Origin of the sequence: Pantoea sp. S18 (assembly GCF_045689705.1) — a bacterium.
GTDB classification, from domain to species: Bacteria; Pseudomonadota; Gammaproteobacteria; order Enterobacterales; family Enterobacteriaceae; genus Pantoea; species Pantoea symbiotica.
Window position 1 is genome coordinate 3,839,799 of the sequence record NZ_CP142688.1, and the last position, 25,396, is coordinate 3,865,194.

The window sequence follows — 25,396 nt, forward strand, 5'->3', positions numbered from 1 at the left end:
GCTCGGATAGTCATAGCCTGCGGCAATTACCCGACGGCGTCAAATTCACTTCTTATCGTCTTCGCGCGGTTTGCGCAGTACTTCATTGATTTCAGGCTTATCCAGCGGTCCGCTGATGTGGTAACGCAACAGCGAAATCTTATTCCACAGCGGCCCCAGTACTTTACTGGCCGCGAACACTGCTGCGCCAACCACCGGATTGATCACAAAGGCGGTGGCGACGCCGACCGAGGCGGAGATTTCCGGGGCAACCACCGCTTCCATGTCGATCTGACGCTTCACCAAATCGATGTTGCCCTTCATGGCGATATCCGCTTCAAGGCCATCCACCAGCAGGTTATCGGTGCGCATCACGCCGTTTTCAATCCACGCAGTGCCGTTAATCGAATCGAAATAGAAACCATCACTAAAGGTGTCGCTGAAATCGAAGCGCATCTTACGTAGCAAGGCATCGAAGCTAAACAGACGCAGCAGCTGTCCCGCGCGACCGGTATTAACATCGGCGATCTGGCCTTTGCCAAAGTGGCTTTTCAGCGTACCGCTCAGCGTCTCTACCGATGGTTGCCACGGTGCAGAACGCCAGTGCAAATCGTAATCGAGTTTGAAGGGTGCGTCGCGCAGCGGCGTGTTCATGCCAAACCAGTTGGCGGCGTCATTAATATTGTCGCCACTCAGGCTGCCCTTCAGTGAAGTGCGCTGATCGCCGGGTTTATTGACCCATTCACCCGCCACGTTGAGCTTCGAGCTGCCAGAATCAATCGAAGCGTTAGTAAGTGCTAACGTATCTCCTTGCGGCTGTAGCTTCGCCTGCATGTGACCGAATTTCTGTCCGCGCAACCAGCACTCATCACAGTTAAGCTGCAACGCTGGCCAACTGCTGAAGTTGATGTTGCTGCTGTTACCGCCAAACGGCGATGATTTCCCGCTGGTTTTCTCGGCCCATTCAGGATTGTAGTAAAGATAACTCAGGTTGATCTGCCACGGAGACTGCTGCGACGTCTGCAAACTGCCACGTGCTTCACGGCTCTCCAGCTGCAAACGCGTGTTGCCGCCTGCGCCCTGCGTGACGGTGGCGTTAACGTCGTGCCATTGCTGACCACCGAGCGTTAGCGCCGGTGTCCGCAGAATGAAGTCACCCGGCAGCAGTGCGCCCCCCACTTCTGGTTCGCCCTGAGCGTTACGCGAACTGCCCGCGCCAGCCATCATCCCCATCCAGGCTTCGCCATCCAGCGGCGGAAGATTCAGCTCCATGCCGCGTTTTTCCGGCAGCTTCGGTGTGCTTTTCGCATCGTTAAGCCAGATACCGCGATCAACACGCAGCTGCGGCTCCAGAATCCAGCGGCTATTGAAACGATGGTGCTCGCGCACGCTACCGCTCAAGGTAAAGCCTTTGAGATCGCCCTCCGCATTGATGGTGATCGGCATTGCTTCACCGGCCACTTTATCCAGCGGCGCAGGTAAGTGACTACTTACTGCTTTGCCCTCGCCTTGCAGTGCAACTTTGTAGGTTGCGCCACCTTTGTGCGGCAGCGTGATATCCACATTGCCCTGCCACGGTAAAGAGCCACCTAACTGACGCGCGATGGCGTCCGGCAGCACCTTAAGTTTACCTGGCTGCCAATCGCCCAGCAGCTTGACGTTCACGCCAAAGTCGTTGGGATTCTCTTGCGTGCTAAAACTCACGCCGGTTGGCTGCCCGAACCAGTTGGCTTGCAACTCTTCACTCTCCAGATTGCCGTTGTTGTAACGGAAGCGGCCGGTGAGATTGTTCAGCGTGGTTTTTAACGGTTTGATATGCAGCGTGTTGTTGTTCAGCACCACATTGCCGCTGGCATGCACCTGCTCGCCATCCAGCGGAATATCGAGATTGAGTTTGCCGCGCACATTGCCGCCAATCTGCAACTCCTGCAGCGCCGCGCCGAGCGTTGGCTTCAGCGGCGTTTGCTCGAAATAGTCGGCGATTTTTTTACCTTCGCCGCTGATATCGCCATCGATAATCAACTTCTCTTTTAGATAATCTGGAATCACCGCGCTGACGTTGCGCGCATCAACTTCGCCGAGCTTGGTTTGCTCGGCTTTCATCCACAAACCGTTGTTGAGGAAGTCGAGATTGATGTCGAGATTTTCCAGTGCAGGCCAGCCGGGCTGGAACTGGAAGGTGGAATTGCGCAGTGGTACCCAAACTTCAAACATGCCGTCATTGTGTTTGAACGGGAACAGCGCGGGATCGCCAGCAAACAGCAGCGTGGCGTTATCTACCTGCCCGCCTTTAATCGCGTCGCTGAGATAGTGCGTAAGATCGTGGCCCATTAGCTGCTGCGGGAAGTAGCGCCACGCATCGCCGGCATCGGTGACGCGAATCCCGGCGAGAATATCAAGGCGAGGCGCGGTCCCCAAATTCTGCTGGTAACGGAAATCGCCGCGCGCCCACAGCGAACGCGCCTGCACATCCAGCTGATGTCCATCCAGCGTTAAGCCGTTGGCATCACGCAGCCAGTTAAGCTGGCCGGTGATCTGTTTGATTTGCAGCGGAGCCTGGAACATATCGCCGTACGGTACTTCCGCCTGGCCCATCGCCACATCCAGCAAACCGTTGTTTAAGCTACCGCTGGCGCTACCGCTGAGATTGCTGATACCCGGCAGCAATTCCCACTGTTGCCAGGCGAGATCGCGCCACTTCGCCTGCAAACGCATTTGCTCCGGCTGCTGCAACGGGATATCCAGCGCCAGCGCATCAATGTGGCCGCGCGGTTGCAGTGAACGCCAGTTATCCAGCAAAGTGGGGGAAAGTGGCTTAAACAGCGGCACGATCGATGCCAGACGTTCTAAGTCGAGTTGGGTGGCACGCACGCGCACTTCCGCCGCGCTGTTGGCGCCGAGCATCTGCTTATCTTCAGGCTTCCACAGCAGAGAAAAATGCCCTGGCGCCCACGCGATGCCGTCGGTGGTTAAACGGGTTTGCGGTACCGAAAGGCTCCAGCCATTCTGATAGCGCGACAAGTGCGCAGTTAAGCCATCGACCTGTAATTGATGATCTCCCTGCTCGCCGCGCCAGCGCGCACCGCCTTTGCTCAGCAGCAAATCACCGGCGTAGAGATCGCCATCACGCAAATTCGCCCACGCAGCCAGACTGAAACGTGCGCTTTCAAGACTGGTGTTGTCACGCAGCCACGGACCAATCCACGGCCGCACATCAACATCATCGGCCTGCATCCAGATGCGACCATCGCTGAGTAAGCCGTTGTTGTCATTGAGATCAAGCCGCACCTGCACCACGCCATGCTGGCCGGTAAAACTGGAGAGGCTCACTTCGCCCTCCGCGCGGTGACGGGTATTTTCGTTCAGCCAGGTGAGGCGCGGAATCGCCAGTTCGGCGTGTTGGCCGGACGGCGTCAGAAAACGAATGCTGCTGTCGCGCAGATCGAAGTGATCGAACTGACGCAAAAACAGATCGTTGATTTGCGCCGGTTTGAAGCTGTTCTTCTGTTCGTCGCTGGTAAACAGCGGATGATTGGTTTCGAGATGCAGCTGCCAGAAGGTGAGATCGCGGAATTGCCAGCGCCAGTGCAGCAGCGATTGCCACACGTTGAGCGCCAGATTGACGCGGCCGATGGTGAGTTGACCATCTTCCTGCATCGAGATTTTGAGATCGCGCACCTGCAGCGTCGGGCCGAAATTCTCCCATTTCCCTTGCAGTTCGCTGGCATCGACCGTGACGCCGCTGACGCGTGAGATCGTCTGCAGAATATCGCTGCGATAACTGTTGAGGTGCGGCATCACGAGGCGCAACCCGCTGACCAGCAGCGCCACAATTACGATGATTGCGGCGAGCAGCAGTAACAAAATCCTCGGCAACCGCCTCACACACCTCTCCTTGCTGTCCGTTGGCTTACGGAACTGAACCTCACGATCACATCATGACGACATCAAACTGCTCTTGGGTGTAGAGCGGTTCAACATGAACTTTGACTTGCTTACCGACGAAGATTTCCACTTCCGCCAACGCGTGTGACTCTTCGCCCTTCAGCGCGTCGCCCACCGCCGGGGAAACGTACACCAGGAAGCGGTCAGAATCGTAGGCGTGATGCACGCGCACAATTTCACGCATGATCTCATAGCAGACGGTTTCCACCGTTTTCAAGGTGCCGCGCCCTTTGCACACCGGGCAATCGGCGCACAGCACATGTTCAATACTTTCACGCGTACGCTTGCGCGTCATCTCCACCAAACCCAGCGCCGAGAAACCGTTGATGCCGGTTTTCACCCGATCTTTGCTCAGCGCACTCTCCAGCGAATGCAGCACGCGACGGCGATGTTCGTCGTTACTCATGTCGATGAAATCGATAATGATGATGCCGCCGAGGTTGCGCAGTCGCAGCTGACGCGCGATAGCTTGCGTCGCTTCGATGTTGGTATTGAAGATGGTTTCGTCGAGATTACGGTGTCCGACAAACGCGCCGGTGTTGATATCCACCGTGGTCATGGCTTCGGTTTGATCGATGATCAGATAGCCGCCGGACTTCAGCTCGACCTTGCGCTCCAGCGAACGCTGGATTTCGTTCTCGACATCGAACAGATCAAAAATCGGCTGCTTGCCGCTGTAGAGCTCCAGCTTGCTGGCCATTTCCGGAATGTATTCGCTGGTGAATTCCACCAGCAAATCGCAGGTCAAACGCGAGTCCACGCGAATGCGATCCAGCGCGGCACCGGCGAAATCACGCAGTACACGCTGCGCTAACGCCAGCTCACCGTACAGCAGGCAGCGCGTCTGATTACGCTTTTTACGCTCGCTGACTTTGGTCCACAAACGTTTCAGGAAAGCGGCATCCTGCGACAGCTCTTCCGAGCCAATGCCTTCGGCGGCGGTACGAATAATAAAGCCGCCGAGATCGTCACAGTGCGCCGCAACCACCGTTTTCAGTCGTTCGCGCTCGGCTTCGGTCTCAATACGCTGTGAGACGCCAACGTGTGATGCGCCAGGCATGAACACCAGATAGCGCGAAGGCAAGGTAATGTCGGTGGTAAGGCGCGCGCCTTTGGTGCCAAGCGGATCTTTCACCACCTGCACCATCAAATCCTGGCCGGGACGCACCAGTTCGCCGATGTCGCGCACCACAAAATTTTTCTTCTCATCACCCGCCACGCATTCGGTGTGCGGCATGATATCGGAGGCGTGCAGAAAGGCGGCTTTTTCCATGCCGATATCGACAAAAGCCGCCTGCATACCCGGCAAGACGCGACTGACGCGTCCTTTATAGATGTTGCCCACGATGCCGCGTCGTGCTTCGCGCTCAATGTGGATTTCCTGCAGAATGCCGCCATCAATGTAGGCAACACGGGTTTCCGAAGGTGTCACATTTACCAGCAGTTCAGCCGTCATCTTGTCCCCTTAACGCTCGCAGTGACTGAAAATGACTCAGCAGCTCACCGGTCTCAACCAGCGGCAATCCCACCACGGCGTGATAGCTTCCATTAATCTTGCGGACAAAATTGCCGCCAAGGCCCTGAATTCCGTACGCGCCGGCTTTATCCATCGGCTCGCCACTGGCGATATAGTGCGAAATTTCCTCCGCCGTCATCTTGCGGAAGGTCACGTCCGTGGTCACCAGGCAATCCAGTTCACGCTGTTTATCAGCCAGCGCTACGGCGGTCATTACCTGATGGGTTTGTCCTGAAAGCTTACTCAGCATCGCGGCGGCGTGCGCGGCATCCTGCGGTTTTTCCAGTACCTCACCGTTCAGCACCACAATGGTATCGGCACCCAGCACCGGCAAATCCTGCGGTGCTACCGCGACGCCCGCGCGCGCCTTATCTGACGCCAGACGACGCACGTACGCTTCGGCCGCTTCTTCTGGCTGACGCTGCTCTTCTACGTGGGTAATCAGGCGTTCAAATTGCAGACCAAGCTGCGTTAACAGCTCACGTCGACGCGGTGAACCGGATGCGAGGTACAGGCTAATCATAGTATTCCTTACTGAACAGCGAATTGACGGCGAATCTTTCTCATCAATAAGAATAGCCAGGGCCACAGGACGCCGTCGACCACACTACTCCAGAAGATTTCCGGGCGGAATGAGACGTTGATCACCAGGAATTCTGCCCAGAAAACAATCACATCCACCGCAAGGGACAGCACCATAACCATTAATGCCTGCTGCCACAACGCTAAGTTTCGGAATAACTGAAATTTAAAGGCCACCAGATACGCGATGATGCTGAAAGCCAGCGCACGCACGCCCAGCGTTGAACCTGCTACCAGATCCATGATGCCACCGAGGAAAAACCCGGTACCAACATTCACCCGATGCGGCAGCGCCAGCACCCAGTAAATCAGGATCAGCAAAAGCCATGAAGGCCGGAACATGAAGATCTGTTCCGGCCACGGCATGATTTGCAGGATGAGGGCAATCAGAAAGGACAGCCAGATAACCCATCGGCCCTGGCTGCGATATCGACTCAAGGCTGGCCTCCGCGTGTGTTCGCAGAATTCCCTTGCGAACGACTGCTATTAGCGGGTTGCGGTGGCCCCATTTGCTGCGATGACTGTAAGGTGTCCGGTGCCGGTGGGCCCATTTCGCCTGCTGGCGGCAAAACCTGCGGCATCATCTGCATCAAACGTTCGTTGGCAACGCGATGCACTTCGTCCGGCGCCATTGGTGCTACGCCGTTGCGATCTGCGCCCCACAGCAGCAACAGATAGCGCAAACGCTGCAAGCCAGCCGCTGGACGCGCCTGAATCACCGTGTAAGCACGCTGCGTATCGACTTTCACCGAGGAGACCACGCCAACCGGATAACCTTCCGGGAAGCGGCCGCCCAGGCCAGACGTAACCAGCACATCGCCCACGCGGATATCGGTGTTGCCCGGCAGATGTTCCAGCTGCAGATCTTCGCTGCAGCCATTACCGGCGGCAATCACGCGAATATCGTTACGCAACACCTGAATCGGCAATGCATGCGATGCATCGCAAATCAGCAATACGCGGCTGGTAACCTGACCGACTGCAACCACCTGACCAACAACCCCTTTATCACTGATCACCGGCTGGCCTTCGTAAACACCGTTTACGCTGCCTTTGTCGATAACCACTTGATCGGTATAAGGATCGGTGCCGGTGGAGATCACCTGCGTCACCATCTTGTGCTCATCCTGGCGCAGCGGCGAGCCAAGCAGTTCGCGCAGACGCGCGTTTTCCTGCTTATATTGCCCCAGCATCAGCAAGTCACTGTTTTTCAGGAAGAGCTCACGGCGCAGTGCTTTATTTTCCAGCTCCAATTGCTGACGTGACGCCAGCGTTTCGGAAACGCCATCAAGAAGTTGTCTTGGCCCGTTGGCCAAAAAATAAAATGGACTGACCGACGTGTCCAGGTAGTTGCGAATCTGGGAAAAGGAGCTCACGCGGCTATCAGCGATAATAATCGCGATAGCCACAATGACTGCCAGAAAGAGGCGCAACTGCAGGGAAGGTCCCCTGCTAAAAATCGGCTTCATAAATTCTGCGTGTTCCTCGACATCAGGGAAGAAGCGTTAGCCGTATAGCCAACGCCTCCAGGGCTGGACGCATCTCGCCGTCGTGCGTTGCAGCAGCAGCGTCAGCATAGGCGCTATTCCCTGCGCAATTTGACCAGGGCCTTAGCCGTTGAGGAATTACTCCTCGCTGAACAAATCGCCGCCATGCATGTCGATCATTTCCAATGCTTTACCACCGCCGCGTGCTACGCAGGTCAGCGGATCTTCTGCCACGACCACCGGAATACCGGTCTCTTCCATCAGCAGGCGATCGAGGTTACGCAGCAATGCGCCACCACCGGTCAGCACCATGCCGCGCTCGGAGATGTCAGAAGCCAGTTCTGGCGGGCACTGTTCCAGTGCAACCATCACTGCGCTCACGATACCGGTTAACGGTTCCTGCAGCGCTTCAAGAATCTCGTTCGAGTTCAGGGTAAAGCCACGTGGCACACCTTCTGCCAGGTTACGGCCGCGCACTTCAATCTCGTGCACTTCATCACCCGGATAAGCAGAACCGATGCCGTGCTTGATGCGCTCCGCAGTCGCTTCACCGATCAGTGAACCGTAGTTGCGGCGGACATAATTAATAATAGCTTCATCGAAGCGGTCACCACCAATACGCACAGAAGAGGAGTAAACCACGCCGTTCAGCGAGATCACTGCTACTTCTGTGGTACCACCACCGATATCAACCACCATCGAACCGGTTGCTTCAGAAACCGGCAGACCTGCACCAATCGCCGCAGCCATTGGCTCTTCAATCAGGAAGACTTCGCGCGCGCCTGCACCCTGTGCAGATTCACGAATGGCACGACGCTCAACCTGGGTCGCACCCACCGGTACGCAGACCAGCACACGTGGGCTTGGACGCATAAAGCTGTTGCTATGCACTTGCTTAATGAAGTGCTGCAGCATTTTTTCGGTGACGAAGAAGTCGGCGATAACGCCATCTTTCATAGGACGGATAGCAGCGATGTTGCCCGGCGTACGGCCAAGCATCTGCTTAGCGTCATGACCGACAGCCGCTACGCTCTTTGGGGAGCCGGCACGATCCTGACGAATGGCAACCACAGAAGGCTCGTTCAACACGATGCCTTGTCCTTTCACGTAAATCAGGGTATTCGCGGTACCCAGGTCAATGGACAAGTCATTGGAAAACATGCCACGAAATTTTTTAAACATACTAAGGGATAATCCTGCAAGCTGGGGGCGGAAAATAAAATCCGCCTACTTTACCAACCACGCGAAGCCGCTACAAGGCGCAAAAACGTTCTGCTTCGGTGAAAAAATACGCTGAATACTTTTTTGGCCTGATCGTAGGGTCTTTTGCCGTAGTTAAATGGCGTTAACACGCCGTTTTAACCTAAATTCTCCCAGCGATAGCGGGCAAATTTCGACATAAAATCTAACATTTCCAGCCGCCAGCATCGCGCGCTCCGGCACAAATAAGCGAGAAAAACAGCCATCAGCCCGCAGTTCGCGCGCTGAAGGTTTAAATTCGATAACGTTGCGAGTGTTTCTTTACATTACTGTTGACCGGCAATGAGGGCGCAAAGAAATCGCCTTGCCCGCCAGAAACACCCAATCCCGACAGCGTTTGCCACTCCGCGCGCGTACGCACACCTGCGGCGAAAACCTGCGTTGGTGATGACTTACACACTTCAAGCAAACTCTGCACAAACAGCTGGTTCTCGGTACGTCGCTCAATGTTGCGTACCAAACCCGGCGCAAGTTTAATCACTTCAATCGGGAATTGCTTGATATAAGCGCTGCTCACCACCGTCAATCCGGCCTGATCCACCGCAATGCGACAGCCAAATGCCGTTAACATATGGAAAACCGGCACTAAACGGCTGATGTGTTGACAAACATCGGCCTCAGCAAGTTCAAATAAAAAACGTTTTCTTTGCGATTTGCTGCACTGCAGCAGTAGTTTTTGCAGCCAGCGCTGGAAAGGCCGCTGCAACAGCGAGTCAATATTCACTGGCAGTGCCAGGGTTTCATCCGGCCACATTTCAGAGAGCGCCGCAATGCGCGTCACCAGTTGGCGATCCCAGCTGTCGGTCATACCCAGCTGCAACACCAGCGGCATAAACTCCGCCGACACCACCTCTTTGTCGCCATCGAACACGCGCGTCAGTAATTCGCGATGATGGACTTTTCCATCCAGCAGCACTGCCGGTTTTTGGTACATTCGCGGGCCACCACGATTGAGCGTGTTCTCCAGCAAGGTCCGCCAGCGCACGCTGCCGCGCCCCATGTCCAGCGTATTGCCTTCGCCAACCGACCAACTGTTGCCGCCCTGCAATGCCGCACGCCGCGTGGCCATCTCCACATTTTCCATCACCTGCGACACACTTTGTCCGCTGCGCCACGCGCTGATGCCGATGTGGATGAGATCATCGCGATCGACCATGCGCATCGGCGGCAGTGAATCGACGGCATTGATCAGTTGGTCGGCAATGCTGTTGGCTTCTTTTAAAGTGCGATGCGGCAGCAAGACGGCGAAATCACTGCGGAAATAACGTGCCAGCAGTGCGCCCGGATAGCGCAGCACAAAGGTCGACAGCATATTAATCAGGTCAAACAGATACTCTTCCACCAGCGTTGGCCCGAGGGTTTCGTGCAGGGTATCGAGATCCGGCAGGCGCACCATCATCACCACGCCGTGCGTGCCGACATCTTCCTGATCTTCCAGCAACGTCGCCAACTGGTTATCGAAGAACAAACGATTGTTGAGACCGGTACGCGAATCCTGCGCCGCAAAAGTGCGAATTAAGGTATCGATGCGTAAACGCTGCTCGCCCGCTTCCTGCAAATCGCCCAGAAGCGTATCAATGGCGCGACTGGCTTTCGGCGGCCACTCCGCCGCATGCTCATCCGGGGAGCGGCGTTCCCCGGCCAGAATGCGATCGGCGCGCGCCTCTAGTTGTTCCATATTGTGCCAGCGCCGATTGAGCCAGCGGTTGGTCATAACCAGCAGCACACACATGATAGCGACGACAGTAAACAGGACCACCAGCGTATAAGTGCCGGTAAAGGAGCGAAACAGGGTTTTGGCGGGATCGAGCACCACTACGCGCAGTTCAAGGCCAGGCGAATGCGTCAGGGGCAAATCGAACTGCACAAAGCGATTGGGCTCATCTTCTAACATCGGATTTTCGTGGCGGGCTAAACTGAATACTAAGGTATCGCCATTCAGCAGCTGCATCTGTTCGGCATTGACCACCGGCATCATGCGCGTTAGCCACTGCGTGATCTCCTGCGGCGATTGTGAAGCCAGGGCTTTATCCACTTCAGTCGCCAGCGTTTGCATGCGCGTTTCTACACGCTGCTGCGACAGCCAGATAAAACTAAAAGCGCAGCCCACCAGCATCAATATCATCGCCAGTAAGCTTAATAAGGTAATAAACGCAGAAAATTTAGTTGTTAATCGCATCCCTGTGCCTGCATCACTGCGGTTATGAACGGTGTTAATCCGTTGGCGCCACTCTGACCACTGGCGCAAACCTGAGCAAAATAGCACAAATCAAGGTGTGATTCAGCGCCAGACTGGCATCAAAATCGCACATAACACAGCTTGATAAGCGCTACGGCGCGAGTATAGCGTTAAACCGTGATGGCCTGACTTTGCTACGGGCTTTTTCGTCCTATTCTCAAAGAGTGCGTTTTGCCAGGAAATTTCACATTTTTCCCCGCAAGTTCGCGCCTGACGCTGAAGTTGAGCATGCTGGTTATAACTTACTATTCACAGGAGAACGTCATGAACCTGAAGCACTTGCTCACAGAAGCCGACGTCACGCCAGAAAGCGTCTTTAATATGCGCCGCCGTCAGGTGCTGAAAGCGTTGGGATTAGGCGCAGCAGCAGCCAGTTTGCCAGGCACGGCGCAAGCCGATGTATTGAGCTGGTTTAAAGGCAATAACCGCCCGCCCGCGCCTGCTGGCAGAGATTTAGATTTCACTAAACCGGCCGAATGGCAGGCTGATTTGCCGCTCACGCCATTTGATAAAGTGTCGGGTTACAACAACTTCTACGAATTTGGTCTGGATAAAGCCGATCCTGCCGCCAATGCCGGCACGCTGAAAACCGATCCATGGAAACTGCGCATCGAAGGGGAAGTTGCCAAACCAATCACGCTGGATATGGATGACATCTTCAAGCGCTTCGCCATGGAACAGCGCATCTATCGCATGCGCTGCGTCGAAGCCTGGTCGATGGTGATTCCGTGGGTCGGCTTCGAGCTCAACAAGCTACTAAAACTGGCTGAACCCACCAGCAATGCACGCTATGTGGCGTTTGAAACGCTGTATGCACCTGACCAAATGCCCGGTCAGAAAGATCGCTTTATCGGCGGCGGGCTGGATTATCCCTATGTAGAAGGCTTGCGGCTTGATGAAGCGATGCACCCGCTGACGCTGCTGAGTACCGGCGTATATGGCAAAGCGCTGCCGCCGCAGAATGGCGCGCCGATTCGCCTGACGGTGCCGTGGAAATATGGCTTCAAAGGGATTAAATCGATCGTGAAGATCACGCTGACGCACGATCGTCCGCCAACCACCTGGAGCCAGATCGCCGCCAATGAGTACGGTTTCTATGCCAATGTGAACCCGCATGTGAATCATCCGCGCTGGTCGCAGGCTACCGAACGCTTTATTGGCGCGGGCGGCATTCTAAAGGTTGATCGCCAACCTACGCTGCTGTTCAACGGCTACGCGAAAGAAGTGGCTTCACTGTATCGCGGGCTGGATTTACGGGAGAACTATTAAGTGCGCCTCACTTTACGCCACATCACCGCGTTAAAAGTCGTGCTGCATCTGGCGGCTTTTCTGCCGTTTGTTTATCTGTTCATGGCGGCGAGCCAAGGTTGGCTGAGCGCCGATCCGGCGAAAGATATCCAGCATTTTACCGGCAGAATGGCGCTGAAGTTACTGCTTGCCACACTGCTGGTCAGCCCATTAACGCGCTACCTGAAACAGCCGCTGCTGATTCGTACCCGCCGCCTGCTCGGCGTGTGGTGTTTCGCCTGGGCCAGTTTGCATCTCACCAGCTACTACTTGCTGGAACTTGGCTACGATCATCTGCGTTTGCTCGGTAGCGAGTTGGTTTCTCGTCCTTATTTGTTACTGGGGATGATCAGCTGGACGATTCTCTTCGCCCTCGCCATCACCTCATTTCAACGCATGCAGCGCAAACTAGGTCGTCGCTGGCAAACGCTGCATAATGGCGTCTATCTGGTCGCGATCCTCGCACCTATCCACTATCTTTGGTCAGTGAAAGTGTTGTCCCCGCAGCCGGTAATCTACGCTGTGCTGGCCATTGCGCTGTTAGCGTGGCGTTACAATAAGTTGCGTAAACTTCTCTCCAGATAATCCCCGCACGGTTGTGTTCCTCCCGCGAGATCTGTTAAAAAGTGTGGCCTTCGGGCCGCATTCGATCAACTTCGCAGATAAGACCAGTATTTTGCTGCGAATGTCGACGAAACGGATATAATGCCCGGCTTTATTGCAAGCGAAGTCTTCTTTTTCATCCTCAAGGGTGACAAACGCAAGATGGCGCGGTATTTTACGCGATGCCTTACTGATTGCAGGAGATAGCAGCAAGATGGCGCACAAATTTCACATACTGCTTTTGAACGGTCCCAATTTGAATTTACTGGGAACGCGCGAGCCTGATAAGTATGGTCACACCACGCTGGCGCAAATCGTCGGCGATCTGACGCAACAGGCCGATCAGCACCATGTGAAATTGAGTCATTTGCAATCGAACGCAGAGTTTCAGTTGATTGACCGTATTCACGAAGCCCGCGGCAACGTGGATTACATCATCATCAATCCTGCTGCGTTCACGCATACCAGCGTTGCACTGCGTGATGCCCTGTTGGCGGTTAGCATTCCTTTTATTGAGGTGCATCTCTCGAACGTGCATGCACGCGAACCGTTCCGACATCACTCCTATCTTTCCGATGTATCTGCCGGCGTCATCTGTGGACTTGGCGCTGATGGATACTCGTGGGCTTTACAAACGGCAGTAAAACGCCTGTCACATTCCAATTAAACAGAGTACGGAACCACACTCATGGATATTCGTAAAATTAAGAAACTGATCGAACTGGTTGAAGAGTCTGGCATCTCCGAGCTGGAAATCTCCGAGGGCGAAGAGTCCGTTCGTATCAGCCGTTCACCTGCAAATGCCGGCTACCCAATGATGCAGCAAGCTTATGCTGCACCAATGATGCAGCAGCAGCCTGCGCTGGCGACCGCTGTGGCACCTGCCGCACCGGCTGCAGCAGAAGCCGCTAAACCAGAAATCAGTGGCCACATCGTGCGTTCACCGATGGTGGGTACCTTCTATCGCACCCCAAGCCCAGACGCGAAAGCCTTCATTGAAGTTGGCCAGAAAGTGAATGCTGGCGACACCCTGTGCATCGTTGAAGCGATGAAAATGATGAACCAGATCGAAGCCGACAAATCCGGCGTTGTGAAGGCGATTCTGGTCGAAAGCGGCCAACCGGTTGAATTTGACGAGCCGCTAGTCATCATCGAATAACGAGGCGAAGCATGCTGGATAAAATTGTCATTGCTAACCGTGGTGAGATCGCGCTGCGCATTCTGCGTGCCTGCAAAGAGCTGGGCATTAAGACTGTTGCCGTGCACTCCACCGCGGACCGTGACCTGAAGCACGTGCTGCTGGCAGACGAAACCGTCTGCATTGGCCCGCCACCTTCGGTCAAAAGCTACCTGAACATCCCGGCACTGATCTCCGCCGCTGAAATTACTGGCGCGGTCGCTATCCATCCGGGTTACGGCTTCCTCTCTGAGAACGCCGATTTCGCCGAGCAGGTTGAGCGCTCAGGCTTTATCTTCATCGGCCCGAAAGCCGACACCATTCGCCTAATGGGCGACAAAGTGTCTGCGATTACCGCCATGAAGAAAGCCGGCGTACCAACCGTGCCAGGTTCTGATGGCTCGCTGACCGACGACATGGAAAAAAACCGTGCCTTCGCTAAGCGCATCGGTTATCCGGTGATCATCAAAGCTTCCGGCGGCGGCGGCGGTCGCGGTATGCGCGTCGTGCGCAGCGACAAGGATCTTGAGCAATCCATCAACATGACGAAAGCGGAAGCCAAAGCGGCTTTCAACAACGACATGGTGTACATGGAGAAGTACCTCGAGAATCCACGCCACATCGAGATTCAGGTGCTGGCCGACGGCCAGGGTAACGCTATCTATCTGGCCGAACGTGACTGCTCAATGCAGCGTCGTCACCAGAAAGTCGTTGAAGAAGCACCAGCGCCAGGCATTACGCCGGAACTGCGCCGCTATATCGGCGAGCGCTGCTCTAAAGCCTGTATCGACATCGGCTATCGCGGTGCGGGTACGTTCGAGTTCCTGTACGAAAACGGTGAGTTCTACTTCATCGAGATGAACACCCGTATTCAGGTTGAGCATCCGGTGACTGAAATGATCACCGGTGTCGATCTGATCAAAGAGCAGCTGCGTATTGCTGCTGGTCAGCCGCTGTCGATCAAACAGGAAGACGTGGTGATTCGCGGCCATGCGGTGGAATGCCGTATTAACGCCGAAGATCCGAATACCTTCCTGCCAAGCCCAGGCAAGATCACCCGCTTCCACGCGCCGGGCGGCTTCGGTGTTCGTTGGGAATCGCATATCTATGCCGGTTACAGCGTGCCACCGTACTACGATTCCATGATTGGTAAGCTGATTACCTACGGTGAAAACCGTGACGTGGCAATCTCGCGCATGAAAAATGCGCTGGCGGAACTGATCATCGACGGCATCAAGACCAACATTGAGCTGCAGATGAAAATCATGTCCGACGAAAACTTCCAGCAGGGTGGCACAAACATCCACTATCTGGAGAAAAAACTCGGCCTGCAAGAGAAGTAATCGCAGCGCAGAGCAAGACAGAGGCCGGTTAACTCCGGCCTTTTTCATTTTTGTCGCCTTTGAGGTTACATAATGGATTGGCGTTTTTTACAAGCGAACAAAGAGGCGCGCTGGTCGTTTTATCTGACGCTGGCCTACCTTGCCGTTTGGGGACTTTCTGCCTGGCTGGGCGGCAATGAGATCGGCTTCTTTGGCTTACCAAGATGGTTCGAGCTTTCGTGTCTGTTCGCCCCGCTGCTGTTTATTGTGTTGTGCTGGCTGATGGTGCGCGTGCTGTTCCGCGACATGTCGCTGGAGGATAACGATGGACTCTGAAATCATTCTTCCGCTGTTGGCCTATCTGGTGCTGATCGCCGCACTGTCGGTGTTTGCGATGCGCAAGCAGCGTCAGGGCAACTTCCTGAGCGAATACTTCCTCGGCAGCCGTTCAATGGGCGGCTTTGTGCTGGCCATGACCATCACCACCACTTACATCAGCGCCAGTTCATTCATTGGCGGCCCCGGTGCAGCCTATAAATATGGTCTTGGTTGGGTGCTGCTGGCGATGATTCAGGTGCCCGCCGTCTGGCTTTCTCTCGGCGTATTAGGCAAGAAATTCGCGATTCTGGCGCGTCGTTACAATGCTGTGACGCTCAACGACATGCTTTATGGCCGCTACGGCAGCACGTTGCTGATTTGGCTCTCCAGTATCAGTTTATTGGTGGCGTTTATTGGCGCGATGACCGTGCAGTTCATCGGTGGCGCGCGTCTGCTGGAAACCGCTGCGGGTATTCCTTACGACACCGGCCTGCTTATCTTCGGCGGCACCATCGCGCTTTACACCGCTTTCGGTGGCTTCCGCGCCAGCGTGCTGAACGATGCGATGCAAGGCATGGTGATGCTGATCGGCACCTTCCTGCTCCTCTTCGCAGTGATCCACCAGGCGGGCGGGCTGGAAAGCGCAGTAACCAAACTGCATAACATCGATCCACAACTGACGTCGCCGGAAGGCGTTGGCAATGTCATCAATCCAACCTTCCTTAGCTCGTTTGCGGTGCTGGTGTGTTTCGGTGTGATTGGCTTGCCCCACACTGCGGTGCGCTGTATTTCTTATAAAGACAGCAAAGCCATGCATCGTGGCATTGTGCTCGGCACCATTGTGGTGGTGATCCTGATGTTTGGCATGCATCTGGCCGGTGCGCTGGGCCGCGTGATTTTGCCCGATCTCACCATCCCCGATCGCGTGATCCCCACGCTGATGATTACCGTGTTACCGCCGATGGCGGCAGGCGTATTTCTTGCGGCGCCAATGGCGGCCATTATGTCGACTATTAACGCGCAGCTGCTGCAATCCTCCGCTACGCTGATCAAAGATCTCTACCTGCGTATTGCACCGCAGCACAGTGAAAATGAGGCGCGCCTGCGCCTGCTGTCAGGCACTATCACTTTCGTGCTTGGCGTGCTGCTGCTGCTGGCGGCGTGGAATCCGCCCGATATGATTATCTGGCTGAATCTGCTGGCATTTGGTGGCCTTGAAGCAGTTTTTTTGTGGCCGCTGGTGCTGGGCTTGTATTGGGAGCGCGCCAATTCGACGGGTGCGATCAGCGGCATGCTGGTCGGCGCGGGATGCTACACGCTGCTTGCCAGCCTGAATATTGAATGGTGGGGTTTCCACCCGATCGTTCCGTCATTGACCTTAAGCCTGCTGGCCTTCCTGGTGGGTAATCTGTTTGGCCGCACGCCTGCAACGCATGCAGCGGCACTGGAATAAAGAGAAACGCTATGCCTTGGATTCAAATCAAAATTAACAGCACCGGCGAAAACGCCGAAACCCTGAGCGATGCGCTGATGGATGTTGGCGCCGTGTCGGTCACTTTCCAGGATACGCACGACAATCCGGTTTATGAGCCGCTGCCAGGCGAAACGTTGCTGTGGGGCGATACCGATGTCATCGGCCTTTTCGACGCCGAAACCGAGATGAGCGATGTGGTGGCCGAGTTAAGTCAGCACCGGCTGCTGGGATCCGCGTTTCGCCATAAGATCGAGCAGATCGAAGACAAAGATTGGGAACGTGAATGGATGGATAACTTCCACCCGATGCGTTTCGGTGAGCGTCTGTGGATCTGCCCAAGCTGGCGCGATGTGCCGGATCCAGATGCCGTCAATGTGATGCTGGATCCGGGCCTTGCATTTGGTACCGGCACGCACCCCACCACGTCGATGTGTTTGACCTGGCTTGATGGACTGGATCTGCAAGGCAAAACGGTGATCGACTTTGGCTGTGGCTCCGGCATTCTCGCTATTGCCGCACTAAAATTAGGCGCAGCGCAGGCGATCGGTATTGATATCGATCCGCAGGCGATTCAGGCCAGCCGCGATAATGCCGAACGTAATGGCGTCTCTGAGCGTCTGGCGCTTTATCTGCCTCATCAGCAGCCTGATAACTTGCAGGCTGACGTGGTCGTCGCCAATATCCTCGCCGGTCCGCTGCGCGAATTGGCGCCGCTGATTAGCGTGCTGCCTAAAGCGGGTGGGCATCTTGGATTGTCCGGTGTGCTGGCAAGCCAGGCTGAAAGCGTGTGTGAAGCCTACGCCGAACAATTTGAACTTGATCCGGTTGCCGAGAAAGAAGAGTGGTGCCGCATCACTGGCGTACGTCGTTAATCCTCTCATTCCCCCATGCCAGCGCACTAAATGCCTGGCATGTAACCATTTGGCTTGAGACCAGTCTCAAACCTCAGGCGCTTCTGATCTACTGCTGTTTCTTTACATATTAGTCATTACAATCCTGCTCCAGGCGATAGCGCTATCCCTGCTGGCAATGCCTTTGTGGCATTACACGTCGATAAATCGCTTAAGTAATGGACTATGAAAAAGAAACTTTGTTTACTCGCTTTGCTTTCGAGCATGGCTTCCTACACGCATGCCCATGATACCGCCTGGTCTTATGAAGCTCCGGCTGAATGGGGCAATTTAAGCACCGACTTTCAGACCTGCAAAAGTGGTGTAAATCAATCACCTGTCGACATACGTCAGGCAGTAAATGGTCAGCTTCCGCCGCTTACGTTGAGCTATCAAGCCAGGAAAGAGTCGATCGTCAATAATGGCCACACCATCCAAATTAATGTGAAAGAGGGTGATGCCCTTAAGCTTGATGGTGAAGACTTTACGCTGCGCCAATTCCATTTCCATACCCCAAGTGAAAACCTAATTGATGGCAAACGCTATCCGATGGCGGCGCATTTTGTTCATGCCAGTAAGGATGGTCATTTAGCTGTGGTTGGCGTGATGTTTGAAGCTGGCGCAGTAAACCCTGCGCTGGCAGAAATCCTGCGTGAAATGCCTGCTGAAGTGAACAAGGAAATGGCCCTGAAGCACTCTCTCAACCTCAGTGCATTAATTCCGGGCGACAAACACTACTATCGCTTTAGTGGTTCACTTACTACGCCACCCTGCACCGAAGGCGTACGCTGGCTGGTACTTAAGCAACCGGTTTATGCATCGGCTGAACAGCTGAAAAAGTTCACCAGTTTACTGGGAGAACATGGTAATAGCCGTCCAGTACAACCGCTGAATGGTCGCGTGATCGTCGAATAACCTACATTATTGCGCTCTGACTGCGTTCTGCTCTATGCCATTGGTATAGAGCAGTTCTTTTAGATGTCTATGTGCCATTTTCATTTCTCACAAAAACCAATTAGTACAATTAATAATCATATTGCCGTCATTTCTCTGGCTAATTACCTGAAGTGGCGGTTTTTATGTTGTGATTTCGGTCATGTTTTGAGAAAAATTTTTGTACACAATTTCAGCATATTTTTTTAATCATATGAAATATAAAGATTAATACCTTTCCTTGTGCCTGATAAGTTGATTTCCCTGTTCTCTAACGGCGAATTGTTCAAAGTTTGGCCTTTCATCTTCTTTAAAAAATGCGTAATATACGCCGCCTTGCGAACAGTTAGGGTCACTTCTTTTTCATGCGCATTGGACAACATCAGCTACGTAATCGACTCATTGCTGCGCCTATGGCCGGAGTATCCGATAAGCCATTTCGCACCCTGTGTTATGAGAACGGCGCCGGTATGACTGTCTCCGAGATGTTGTCGTCGAACCCGGAAGTTTGGGCCAGTGACAAATCCCGTTTGCGTATGGTGCATAGTGACGAGCCTGGTATCCGCGCCGTGCAAATTGCCGGTTGCGATCCTGATGAGATGGCTGCTGCCGCGCGCATTAATGTGGCGTCTGGCGCGCAGGTTATCGATATCAACATGGGCTGCCCGGCCAAAAAAGTGAATCGTAAGATGGCAGGTTCAGCGCTGCTGCAACATCCGCAACTGGTGGAGTCGATTCTCACCGCAGTGGTAAATGCAGTGGATGTACCGGTTACGCTGAAGATTCGCACCGGCTGGGACAAAGAAAATCGTAATTGTGTAGAGATTGCCCAATTGGCTGAACGCTGTGGCATTCAGGCTCTCACCATTCATGGCCGCACGCGCGCCTGTTTGTTTGAGGGATTTGCTGAATACGACAGCATTCGGACAGTTAAGCAGAGCGTTTCCATTCCGATCATCGCGAATGGCGACATTACTGACCCGCATAAAGCCAGAGCGGTGCTCGACTATACCGGAGCCGATGCTCTTATGGTTGGCCGTGCCGCTCAGGGAAGACCGTGGATCTTCCGGGAAATCCAGCATTATCTGGACACAGGGGAGCTGCTGGCACCGAAGCCGCTGGCTGAAGTGAAGCAAATGCTGATTGGACACATACGGGAGCTGCACGACTTTTACGGTCAGCGCAAAGGATACCGTATTGCCCGAAAACACGTTTCCTGGTATTTGCAGGAAAGTGCTCCTGATGACCAGTTTCGGCGCACATTCAACGCCATAGAGGATGCCAGCGAACAGCTGGAGGCGTTGGAGGCATACTTCGAAAATCTTGCGTAAACGAAATAAAGAGCTGAAAGAACTATGTTCGAACAACGCGTAAATTCTGACGTACTCACCGTTTCTACCGTTAACTCTCAGGATCAGGTGACCCAAAAGCCACTGCGTGATTCGGTTAAACAGTCACTGAAGAACTATTTTGCTCAACTGAACGGTCAGGATGTAAGTGACCTGTATGAGCTGGTATTGGCAGAAGTCGAGCAGCCTCTGTTGGACATGGTGATGCAGTACACCCGTGGCAACCAGACCCGTGCAGCTCTGATGATGGGTATCAACCGCGGTACCCTGCGTAAGAAGCTGAAAAAATACGGCATGAACTAATCATTCCGTGTAACCTATTGATTAAATTGGCGCAAACCTTCTCAGGCTGCGCCTTATTCATATATAGTTATACAGTTGTTTATACTAAAGTGGATTGTTAAAAATTTTGATATGAGTAGGTGAGATACAGGCACACTCAACTATCAGAACAATATCAATGTACTTTCATTGAAACTTATTGGATAACTAAAGCAAATCTATAATGTGCCGATAATGGAATTACTCGGCACCAAGGTAGCTATACTAAGCTAACCTTATAGATAGAAATGAGGCTACTAGCACTCGCACTTTCTGTGATTGATTTAGTTTATCTCATTTACAATTATCGCATGGTCGTAGCAGAGAGTAAGGATAGCAATATGAAATTTATTAATATTCCTTCTACTGATTTACCGGAAATCAATGCATTTGTTAAAGAATGCGTTAACAAGGGCCAGTGGACTTTGTTCCGCGCTGAGAAAGCTGACTCATCAGACTGTAAGATTGAGTATTATTTAAAAGCTGATAAAGACTTCTTTGCGCTTAACGAAAATGGCAAGGTGATTTCTGTTTTCCAAAGCGTTCATGAAGGCTTTCAAATGAATGAAGTCGTTCACTTTTCAGATGTACCTAAACCTGAATCATTAAGCAATTTAGCATCACTGCAACATGCACGCGCAATGTAACTAGTTGATAAAAGGGATTTTATGGGACTTTTCACGGCTAACACCAAATGGGTTCTTTTTCTTTCCTCACACGATGAGCCAGAAGATAGACATATTACTGACCTTGCCCATGGGGTGTTTTGTCTTGAAAGCAAAGGAATTAAAAAAGAGTCGATTGCAGTATATATTGATGGTAAGAACCGAAGAAACATTGAGAAATTATTCTCGGTGGGGACGTCTAATGCTTATACAATCAAAAGCACTGACACTTTCTTTTCAGATTCGGCACAGAATACTTACGAAAATATTGTCATGTTTGTCACGGGACATGGAAATAGCAATGGTTTAGATTCTAGCCCTCCAATTACTCCTTACAAGCTTTTAGACTCCCTAAAATCAACACCAGAACTTAAAAAAGCCGTTATATACCTTGGTCAGTGCTTTGCAGGTGTGTTTAATTATCTCCCCGCAGGCAAAAGAGGTAAGGAAGACAAAGATGTCATTTTCATGGGGGCAACCAGCCTTCACGAAAGCCTTAGCACTTCCACCACAGAAAATGTAAATGGCATAGATTTACCTTGGGTAGCTAATCAATTTTTGTTGCATGTTTTCAAGTGGATATCATCGCCTCAAGATATTGATGGAGATGGTAAAAATACAGTAATTGATTCTTACAAATATGCTGGAATATCATCTAACATGATGAATCGGCGCACAAAGATATTATCCTTTGTAGATGCCGTAAATATTCACGAGCAGTGGCAGTTCGCGAAAAAAGATCATGAGCAAGACGTCGCTGACGCAGATAAGCTTCTTACTTTCCGGGCATTAGACCAGCAATATTATTCAAAGTTAAACATAAACTATATTCATCAAGAGTGTTGGATTTTGAATTCAGTGCCAGCTCAGCAAATTGAATTTTAATAGCACTAGATGTCGATTCTTACCTTATGCATCCTTGATAAGAATACAAATAACTAACGGAACAACACTTTAAGCAGGTGAAATAGTTTTTTCATCTGCTTAAAGGTTACCGCGTGGGGCTTCCCGTCAAAGAATGACACACGGGACAGCTCTTTCAGCAGGTGAAATAGCCGATTATGAGTATTAACCCATGATTTAATTACATTTTTCACCTGCTTATACTGCTGTCCAGTCTGGTATTCACCACAAACGATGATTCAGGACCCCTTTTGCCACCGTTGCCAGTGGATAAACAGGGTGCTGTTTTCGCAATCCAGTTGGTTTAATACTCTGTTTTCTAATAGTTTTAGCAACCGTCGCCCGGTTAACATTCAGAAGCCTCGAGATTTCGCTGATACTACACACGGCCTCGCCATTTTTAACCTCGATGGCAACCTCATTCGCATGTAAAATTCTCAATCTCATTGATTTATCTCCAGTTAATTTCGCCAACCAGTTGATTATGGTGCTGACGCCGCCATGAAAATGCAAAAACCAGCCGTTTTCCGCGGGGCCGCCGCCTCGTGGACGAGGTACCCCGCCGGGAGGACCCGCTCATTTTCCCCGCCTGTACAGCCGCAGCATTGGCCATAGACAGGCACAGAGCATGTAAGCTGTTGTTTATCCCATCCATCCTCACTTTGGTCATCCGTGTAATCGGCAAGAAATTTTGCTGATTGATCGCAGAGAATTTCAGTACAGGTACTGTCTTTGCACTCAGCCGTAAATTTGGTCGAATGCTCCGTACACCTGCAGAGCAATCACTTAGGCTGCGTTGACTTCACCAGTCCGCGATAGTCGAGAGGGGCCACCCCGGCATCAATACGGACCTTATAGGTCACCCCATCGACCGTAAACCCTTCCTGCTGCTCCAGATAAGGCGTGTCCTGACCGTCAAGGTAGGCTACCTCAATGGTGTCCGAACCCTGTCCGGCGGTGACGTACCACGTTTCGGGATCGGCCTTATCCAGACGTGGCTCAATCACCGGCTCGCCCATACGGTTGACCGGGTTATAAACGCCGGGGTTAGGCGCGTTGACGGTCGCCGTGCTCAGAAGTGTCTGCAGGACCGCCGCCTCCAGCGCCGCCGGGGCCAGAATATACGCAGGCGTAATGTTGAGCGGATTGTCCTCACTGTCCTTCTGCAGACGCATTCGCGCCCGGGCCTCAACCATGCCCGCAAAGTCGGGTGAGCAGGCAAGCAGGTTAGTACGTTCATTGCTGAACAGCGGTTTGCCGTCGGACAGCTTCGGGTTATTAATGAGAATGGCGTAAACCAGGTCGCCCACCGTGCGGGCAGCGGCGCGCCCCATCCGTTGAGGAATGGTGGTCAGCTGGCTCAGGTCATCGTTGATAATCGCCTGGCGGGTGATGGAAAAGAGGTTACCGTAGGTGGCCAGCGCTATCGGCTCACCGCCGTCCGACGTGGTGATGTAATGATACTCTGCTCCCTCTGCCACTTTTTGCAGCGAGCCAAAGGTGTTCAGGCCGACGCGTCGCGCTTCATGGAAGTTCGACAGCGTGCCCTTCTTCGTCCAGTGCATAAAGGTTTCACCGGACTGCTCCCAGCCCGTCAGCAAAGACTTTTCAGCCCCACCCGCCAGGATGCTGCTGAAGTCGCTGGTGGTGTGGGTAAAGGCCATGCCCACTATCTGCCCGCGTCCCAGACCTGCCAGCCCTACACCGCGATCGGCAAGGGAAGCGCGAGCCATATCAAACAGGCTCATTGAGGCGTAGGGGTTATCCCGTTCGGCCTTTTCATGGCCAAGCCGTGCAGACAGTCCCTGACTAATGCCATCCCCGGTGATGTTCCCGTTTCCCGCATAGATATGGTTTGCGGTGTATTTAATGGACGGCGTACTGTTTTTGCCCATCTCGCTGAGCAGCTTTTCGCGGGCCTGTTCAACCTGGCACGCTGCATCCTCAATGCAGGATGACTGCAGCACCTGATACTGGGTGCCAAACAGGCCGAAAAGGTTTTTGATTTCGTTGATGCGCTGCTGTTCGGCAGACAGCCCCTGCGGGGCCGAGGCCTGCGGAGGCATTATCATGTTTTTCAGTGGCTGCGGCATGTCTCTGAACTCCTCTGTTCGCTTTGATTCCAGCCGTGCCATGGCGGTCACGGCGGGAGCCAGTTCGTCGGCAAAGCCCATCTCGACGCATTCGCGGCCGTTCAGCCACGTTTCGCCTTCCAGCATGGGCACCAGCTCATCACGCGTTTTCCCCGTCTTCGCGGCATACGCAGGAATGAGCACATCTTCCACCTTGTCCAGAAGGTCGGCATAGTCCCGCATTTCGTGGGAGTTGCCGCCGGAAATGCCCCACGGCTTGTGGATCATCATCATGGCATTTTCCGGCATGATGACTTTGTCGCCCGCCATCGCGATAACGGAGGCCATCGACGCGGCAAGGCCATCAATATGCACGGTCAGGGAGGCCGGATGTTTACGCAGAAGGTTGTAAATGGCGATGCCGTCAAATACGTCTCCGCCAGGAGAGTGGATGCGGAGGATAATTTTCTTCACCGGCCCCAGCGCGGACAGCTCGTCTGCAAACTGGCGGGCAGAGACCCCCAGCATGCCGATTTCATCATAAATCCGGATTTCCGCCGTGCCGGGTGAGCGGGCCTGCATCGAATACCAGCGCTTCATAGCCAAGCCCCCAGTGAATGGGTGTGCCAGTAAATCACGCTGTTGCGCACAATCTGGCCCTTTGTGGGTACCGGCATGTCCGGATGCTGCCTGCGGACCATCGCCTGGTATTCGCGGATTTTCTCTAACGTGGCGGCGTCCAGGTGGACGGTTTCCCCTTTCTTTGACTTCATCATGAGCTGTCACCTGCTTACTGGATGAATTAACAGTATCAACCTGTAAAAGCGGTAAATCAACACAGATTAATCAGGATAAGTGGTTACTCAGAAACGGGCATAAAAGTGCCGGATTAATCCGGCAGTCATGCTTATCCAGCGAAAACGAAAACATAAAAAAATAAAAATAATGGTTTAACTGTTCACCTGTTCACCTTTGCCATTTTTCCTATTTAAAACATGAGATTAAGGGGTGATGAGTTTGCAGAAAAGTATTCACCAGTGTTCACCTCAAGTGGTCACCCTGAACTTAAAAAGG

At 53.3% G+C, this 25,396-nt stretch carries 22 protein-coding genes; 13 read left to right on the forward strand and 9 right to left on the reverse strand.

Translation table 11 applies throughout. The features are described 5' to 3' along the window. Positions 1-45: 45 nt before the first annotated feature. The 7 genes from yhdP to csrD all read right to left on the reverse strand — a co-directional run bounded on the left by yhdP (position 46) and on the right by csrD (position 10,948). Positions 46-3,864, reverse strand: a complete 3,819-nt coding sequence (gene yhdP / locus VIJ98_RS17780; protein ID WP_323275316.1) for an AsmA2 domain-containing protein YhdP — start codon at positions 3,862-3,864, stop codon at positions 46-48. 46 nt (positions 3,865-3,910) lie between these two features. Beyond that, the gene (rng, locus tag VIJ98_RS17785) at positions 3,911-5,380 is read right to left on the reverse strand and encodes a ribonuclease G (RefSeq protein ID WP_061720203.1); all 1,470 of its coding nucleotides are present in this window, start codon (positions 5,378-5,380) and stop codon (positions 3,911-3,913) included. Then, positions 5,370-5,963 carry a nucleoside triphosphate pyrophosphatase gene (locus tag VIJ98_RS17790; protein WP_008101985.1) on the reverse strand — a complete coding sequence of 198 codons (594 nt, stop codon included), beginning with the start codon at positions 5,961-5,963 and terminating at the stop codon, positions 5,370-5,372. Before VIJ98_RS17790 ends, rng begins: the two co-directional genes overlap by 11 nt. A gap of 8 nt (positions 5,964-5,971) precedes the next feature. Continuing rightward, positions 5,972-6,460, reverse strand: a complete 489-nt coding sequence (gene mreD / locus VIJ98_RS17795) for a rod shape-determining protein MreD (protein WP_008101987.1) — start codon at positions 6,458-6,460, stop codon at positions 5,972-5,974. Then, a complete protein-coding gene (gene mreC, locus VIJ98_RS17800; RefSeq protein ID WP_008101989.1) occupies positions 6,457-7,491 on the reverse strand; it encodes a rod shape-determining protein MreC in 1,035 nt (344 codons plus the stop codon). Before mreC ends, mreD begins: the two co-directional genes overlap by 4 nt. 156 nt (positions 7,492-7,647) lie before the next feature. After that, positions 7,648-8,691 (reverse strand): rod shape-determining protein MreB, encoded by a 1,044-nt coding sequence (mreB, locus tag VIJ98_RS17805; protein WP_007891976.1) that lies wholly within the window; start codon positions 8,689-8,691, stop codon positions 7,648-7,650. Positions 8,692-9,001: 310 nt separating this feature from the next. Beyond that, positions 9,002-10,948 (reverse strand): RNase E specificity factor CsrD, encoded by a 1,947-nt coding sequence (csrD, locus tag VIJ98_RS17810; RefSeq protein WP_323275320.1) that lies wholly within the window; start codon positions 10,946-10,948, stop codon positions 9,002-9,004. Between the two features lie 324 nt (positions 10,949-11,272). Here csrD and msrP point away from each other — a divergent pair, with 324 nt between their 5' ends. The 13 genes from msrP to VIJ98_RS17875 all read left to right on the forward strand — a co-directional run bounded on the left by msrP (position 11,273) and on the right by VIJ98_RS17875 (position 22,232). Beyond that, complete coding sequence (gene msrP, locus VIJ98_RS17815) at positions 11,273-12,277, forward strand: protein-methionine-sulfoxide reductase catalytic subunit MsrP (protein ID WP_008101993.1); 1,005 nt, start codon at positions 11,273-11,275, stop codon at positions 12,275-12,277. After that, complete coding sequence (gene msrQ / locus VIJ98_RS17820) at positions 12,278-12,880, forward strand: protein-methionine-sulfoxide reductase heme-binding subunit MsrQ (protein WP_312664751.1); 603 nt, start codon at positions 12,278-12,280, stop codon at positions 12,878-12,880. Between the two features lie 232 nt (positions 12,881-13,112). Continuing rightward, positions 13,113-13,565, forward strand: a complete 453-nt coding sequence (gene aroQ, locus VIJ98_RS17825) for a type II 3-dehydroquinate dehydratase (RefSeq protein WP_007891972.1) — start codon at positions 13,113-13,115, stop codon at positions 13,563-13,565. 21 nt (positions 13,566-13,586) lie between these two features. Beyond that, positions 13,587-14,057 (forward strand): acetyl-CoA carboxylase biotin carboxyl carrier protein, encoded by a 471-nt coding sequence (gene accB / locus VIJ98_RS17830; protein WP_008101997.1) that lies wholly within the window; start codon positions 13,587-13,589, stop codon positions 14,055-14,057. 11 nt (positions 14,058-14,068) lie between these two features. After that, positions 14,069-15,418, forward strand: coding sequence for an acetyl-CoA carboxylase biotin carboxylase subunit (gene accC, locus VIJ98_RS17835; protein WP_008101999.1), 1,350 nt, complete (start codon positions 14,069-14,071; stop codon positions 15,416-15,418). Between the two features lie 72 nt (positions 15,419-15,490). Beyond that, positions 15,491-15,733, forward strand: coding sequence for a YhdT family protein (locus tag VIJ98_RS17840; protein ID WP_008102001.1), 243 nt, complete (start codon positions 15,491-15,493; stop codon positions 15,731-15,733). Then, on the forward strand, positions 15,723-17,168 hold the full coding sequence (gene panF / locus VIJ98_RS17845; RefSeq protein WP_323275323.1) for a sodium/pantothenate symporter: 1,446 nt from the start codon (positions 15,723-15,725) through the stop codon (positions 17,166-17,168). Before VIJ98_RS17840 ends, panF begins: the two co-directional genes overlap by 11 nt. Before the next feature lie 11 nt (positions 17,169-17,179). Continuing rightward, a complete protein-coding gene (gene prmA / locus VIJ98_RS17850; protein WP_323275325.1) occupies positions 17,180-18,061 on the forward strand; it encodes a 50S ribosomal protein L11 methyltransferase in 882 nt (293 codons plus the stop codon). A gap of 204 nt (positions 18,062-18,265) precedes the next feature. Continuing rightward, positions 18,266-18,994, forward strand: a complete 729-nt coding sequence (locus VIJ98_RS17855; RefSeq protein WP_036648756.1) for a carbonic anhydrase — start codon at positions 18,266-18,268, stop codon at positions 18,992-18,994. A 383-nt stretch (positions 18,995-19,377) separates the two neighbouring features. Further along, on the forward strand, positions 19,378-20,343 hold the full coding sequence (dusB, locus tag VIJ98_RS17860; RefSeq protein WP_036648759.1) for a tRNA dihydrouridine synthase DusB: 966 nt from the start codon (positions 19,378-19,380) through the stop codon (positions 20,341-20,343). 24 nt (positions 20,344-20,367) lie between these two features. After that, the gene (fis, locus tag VIJ98_RS17865) at positions 20,368-20,664 is read left to right on the forward strand and encodes a DNA-binding transcriptional regulator Fis (protein WP_007891954.1); all 297 of its coding nucleotides are present in this window, start codon (positions 20,368-20,370) and stop codon (positions 20,662-20,664) included. A gap of 359 nt (positions 20,665-21,023) precedes the next feature. After that, a complete protein-coding gene (locus VIJ98_RS17870) occupies positions 21,024-21,329 on the forward strand; it encodes a hypothetical protein (RefSeq protein WP_323275327.1) in 306 nt (101 codons plus the stop codon). Positions 21,330-21,350: 21 nt separating this feature from the next. Beyond that, a complete protein-coding gene (locus VIJ98_RS17875; RefSeq protein WP_323275329.1) occupies positions 21,351-22,232 on the forward strand; it encodes a hypothetical protein in 882 nt (293 codons plus the stop codon). Between the two features lie 800 nt (positions 22,233-23,032). On the opposite strand, the gene VIJ98_RS17880 is transcribed toward VIJ98_RS17875, so the two are convergent. Both VIJ98_RS17880 and VIJ98_RS17885 read right to left on the reverse strand, forming a co-directional pair. After that, a complete protein-coding gene (locus VIJ98_RS17880; RefSeq protein WP_323275331.1) occupies positions 23,033-24,922 on the reverse strand; it encodes a ClpP-like prohead protease/major capsid protein fusion protein in 1,890 nt (629 codons plus the stop codon). Then, complete coding sequence (locus tag VIJ98_RS17885; protein ID WP_323275332.1) at positions 24,919-25,098, reverse strand: hypothetical protein; 180 nt, start codon at positions 25,096-25,098, stop codon at positions 24,919-24,921. Before VIJ98_RS17885 ends, VIJ98_RS17880 begins: the two co-directional genes overlap by 4 nt. Positions 25,099-25,396 lie beyond the last annotated feature (298 nt).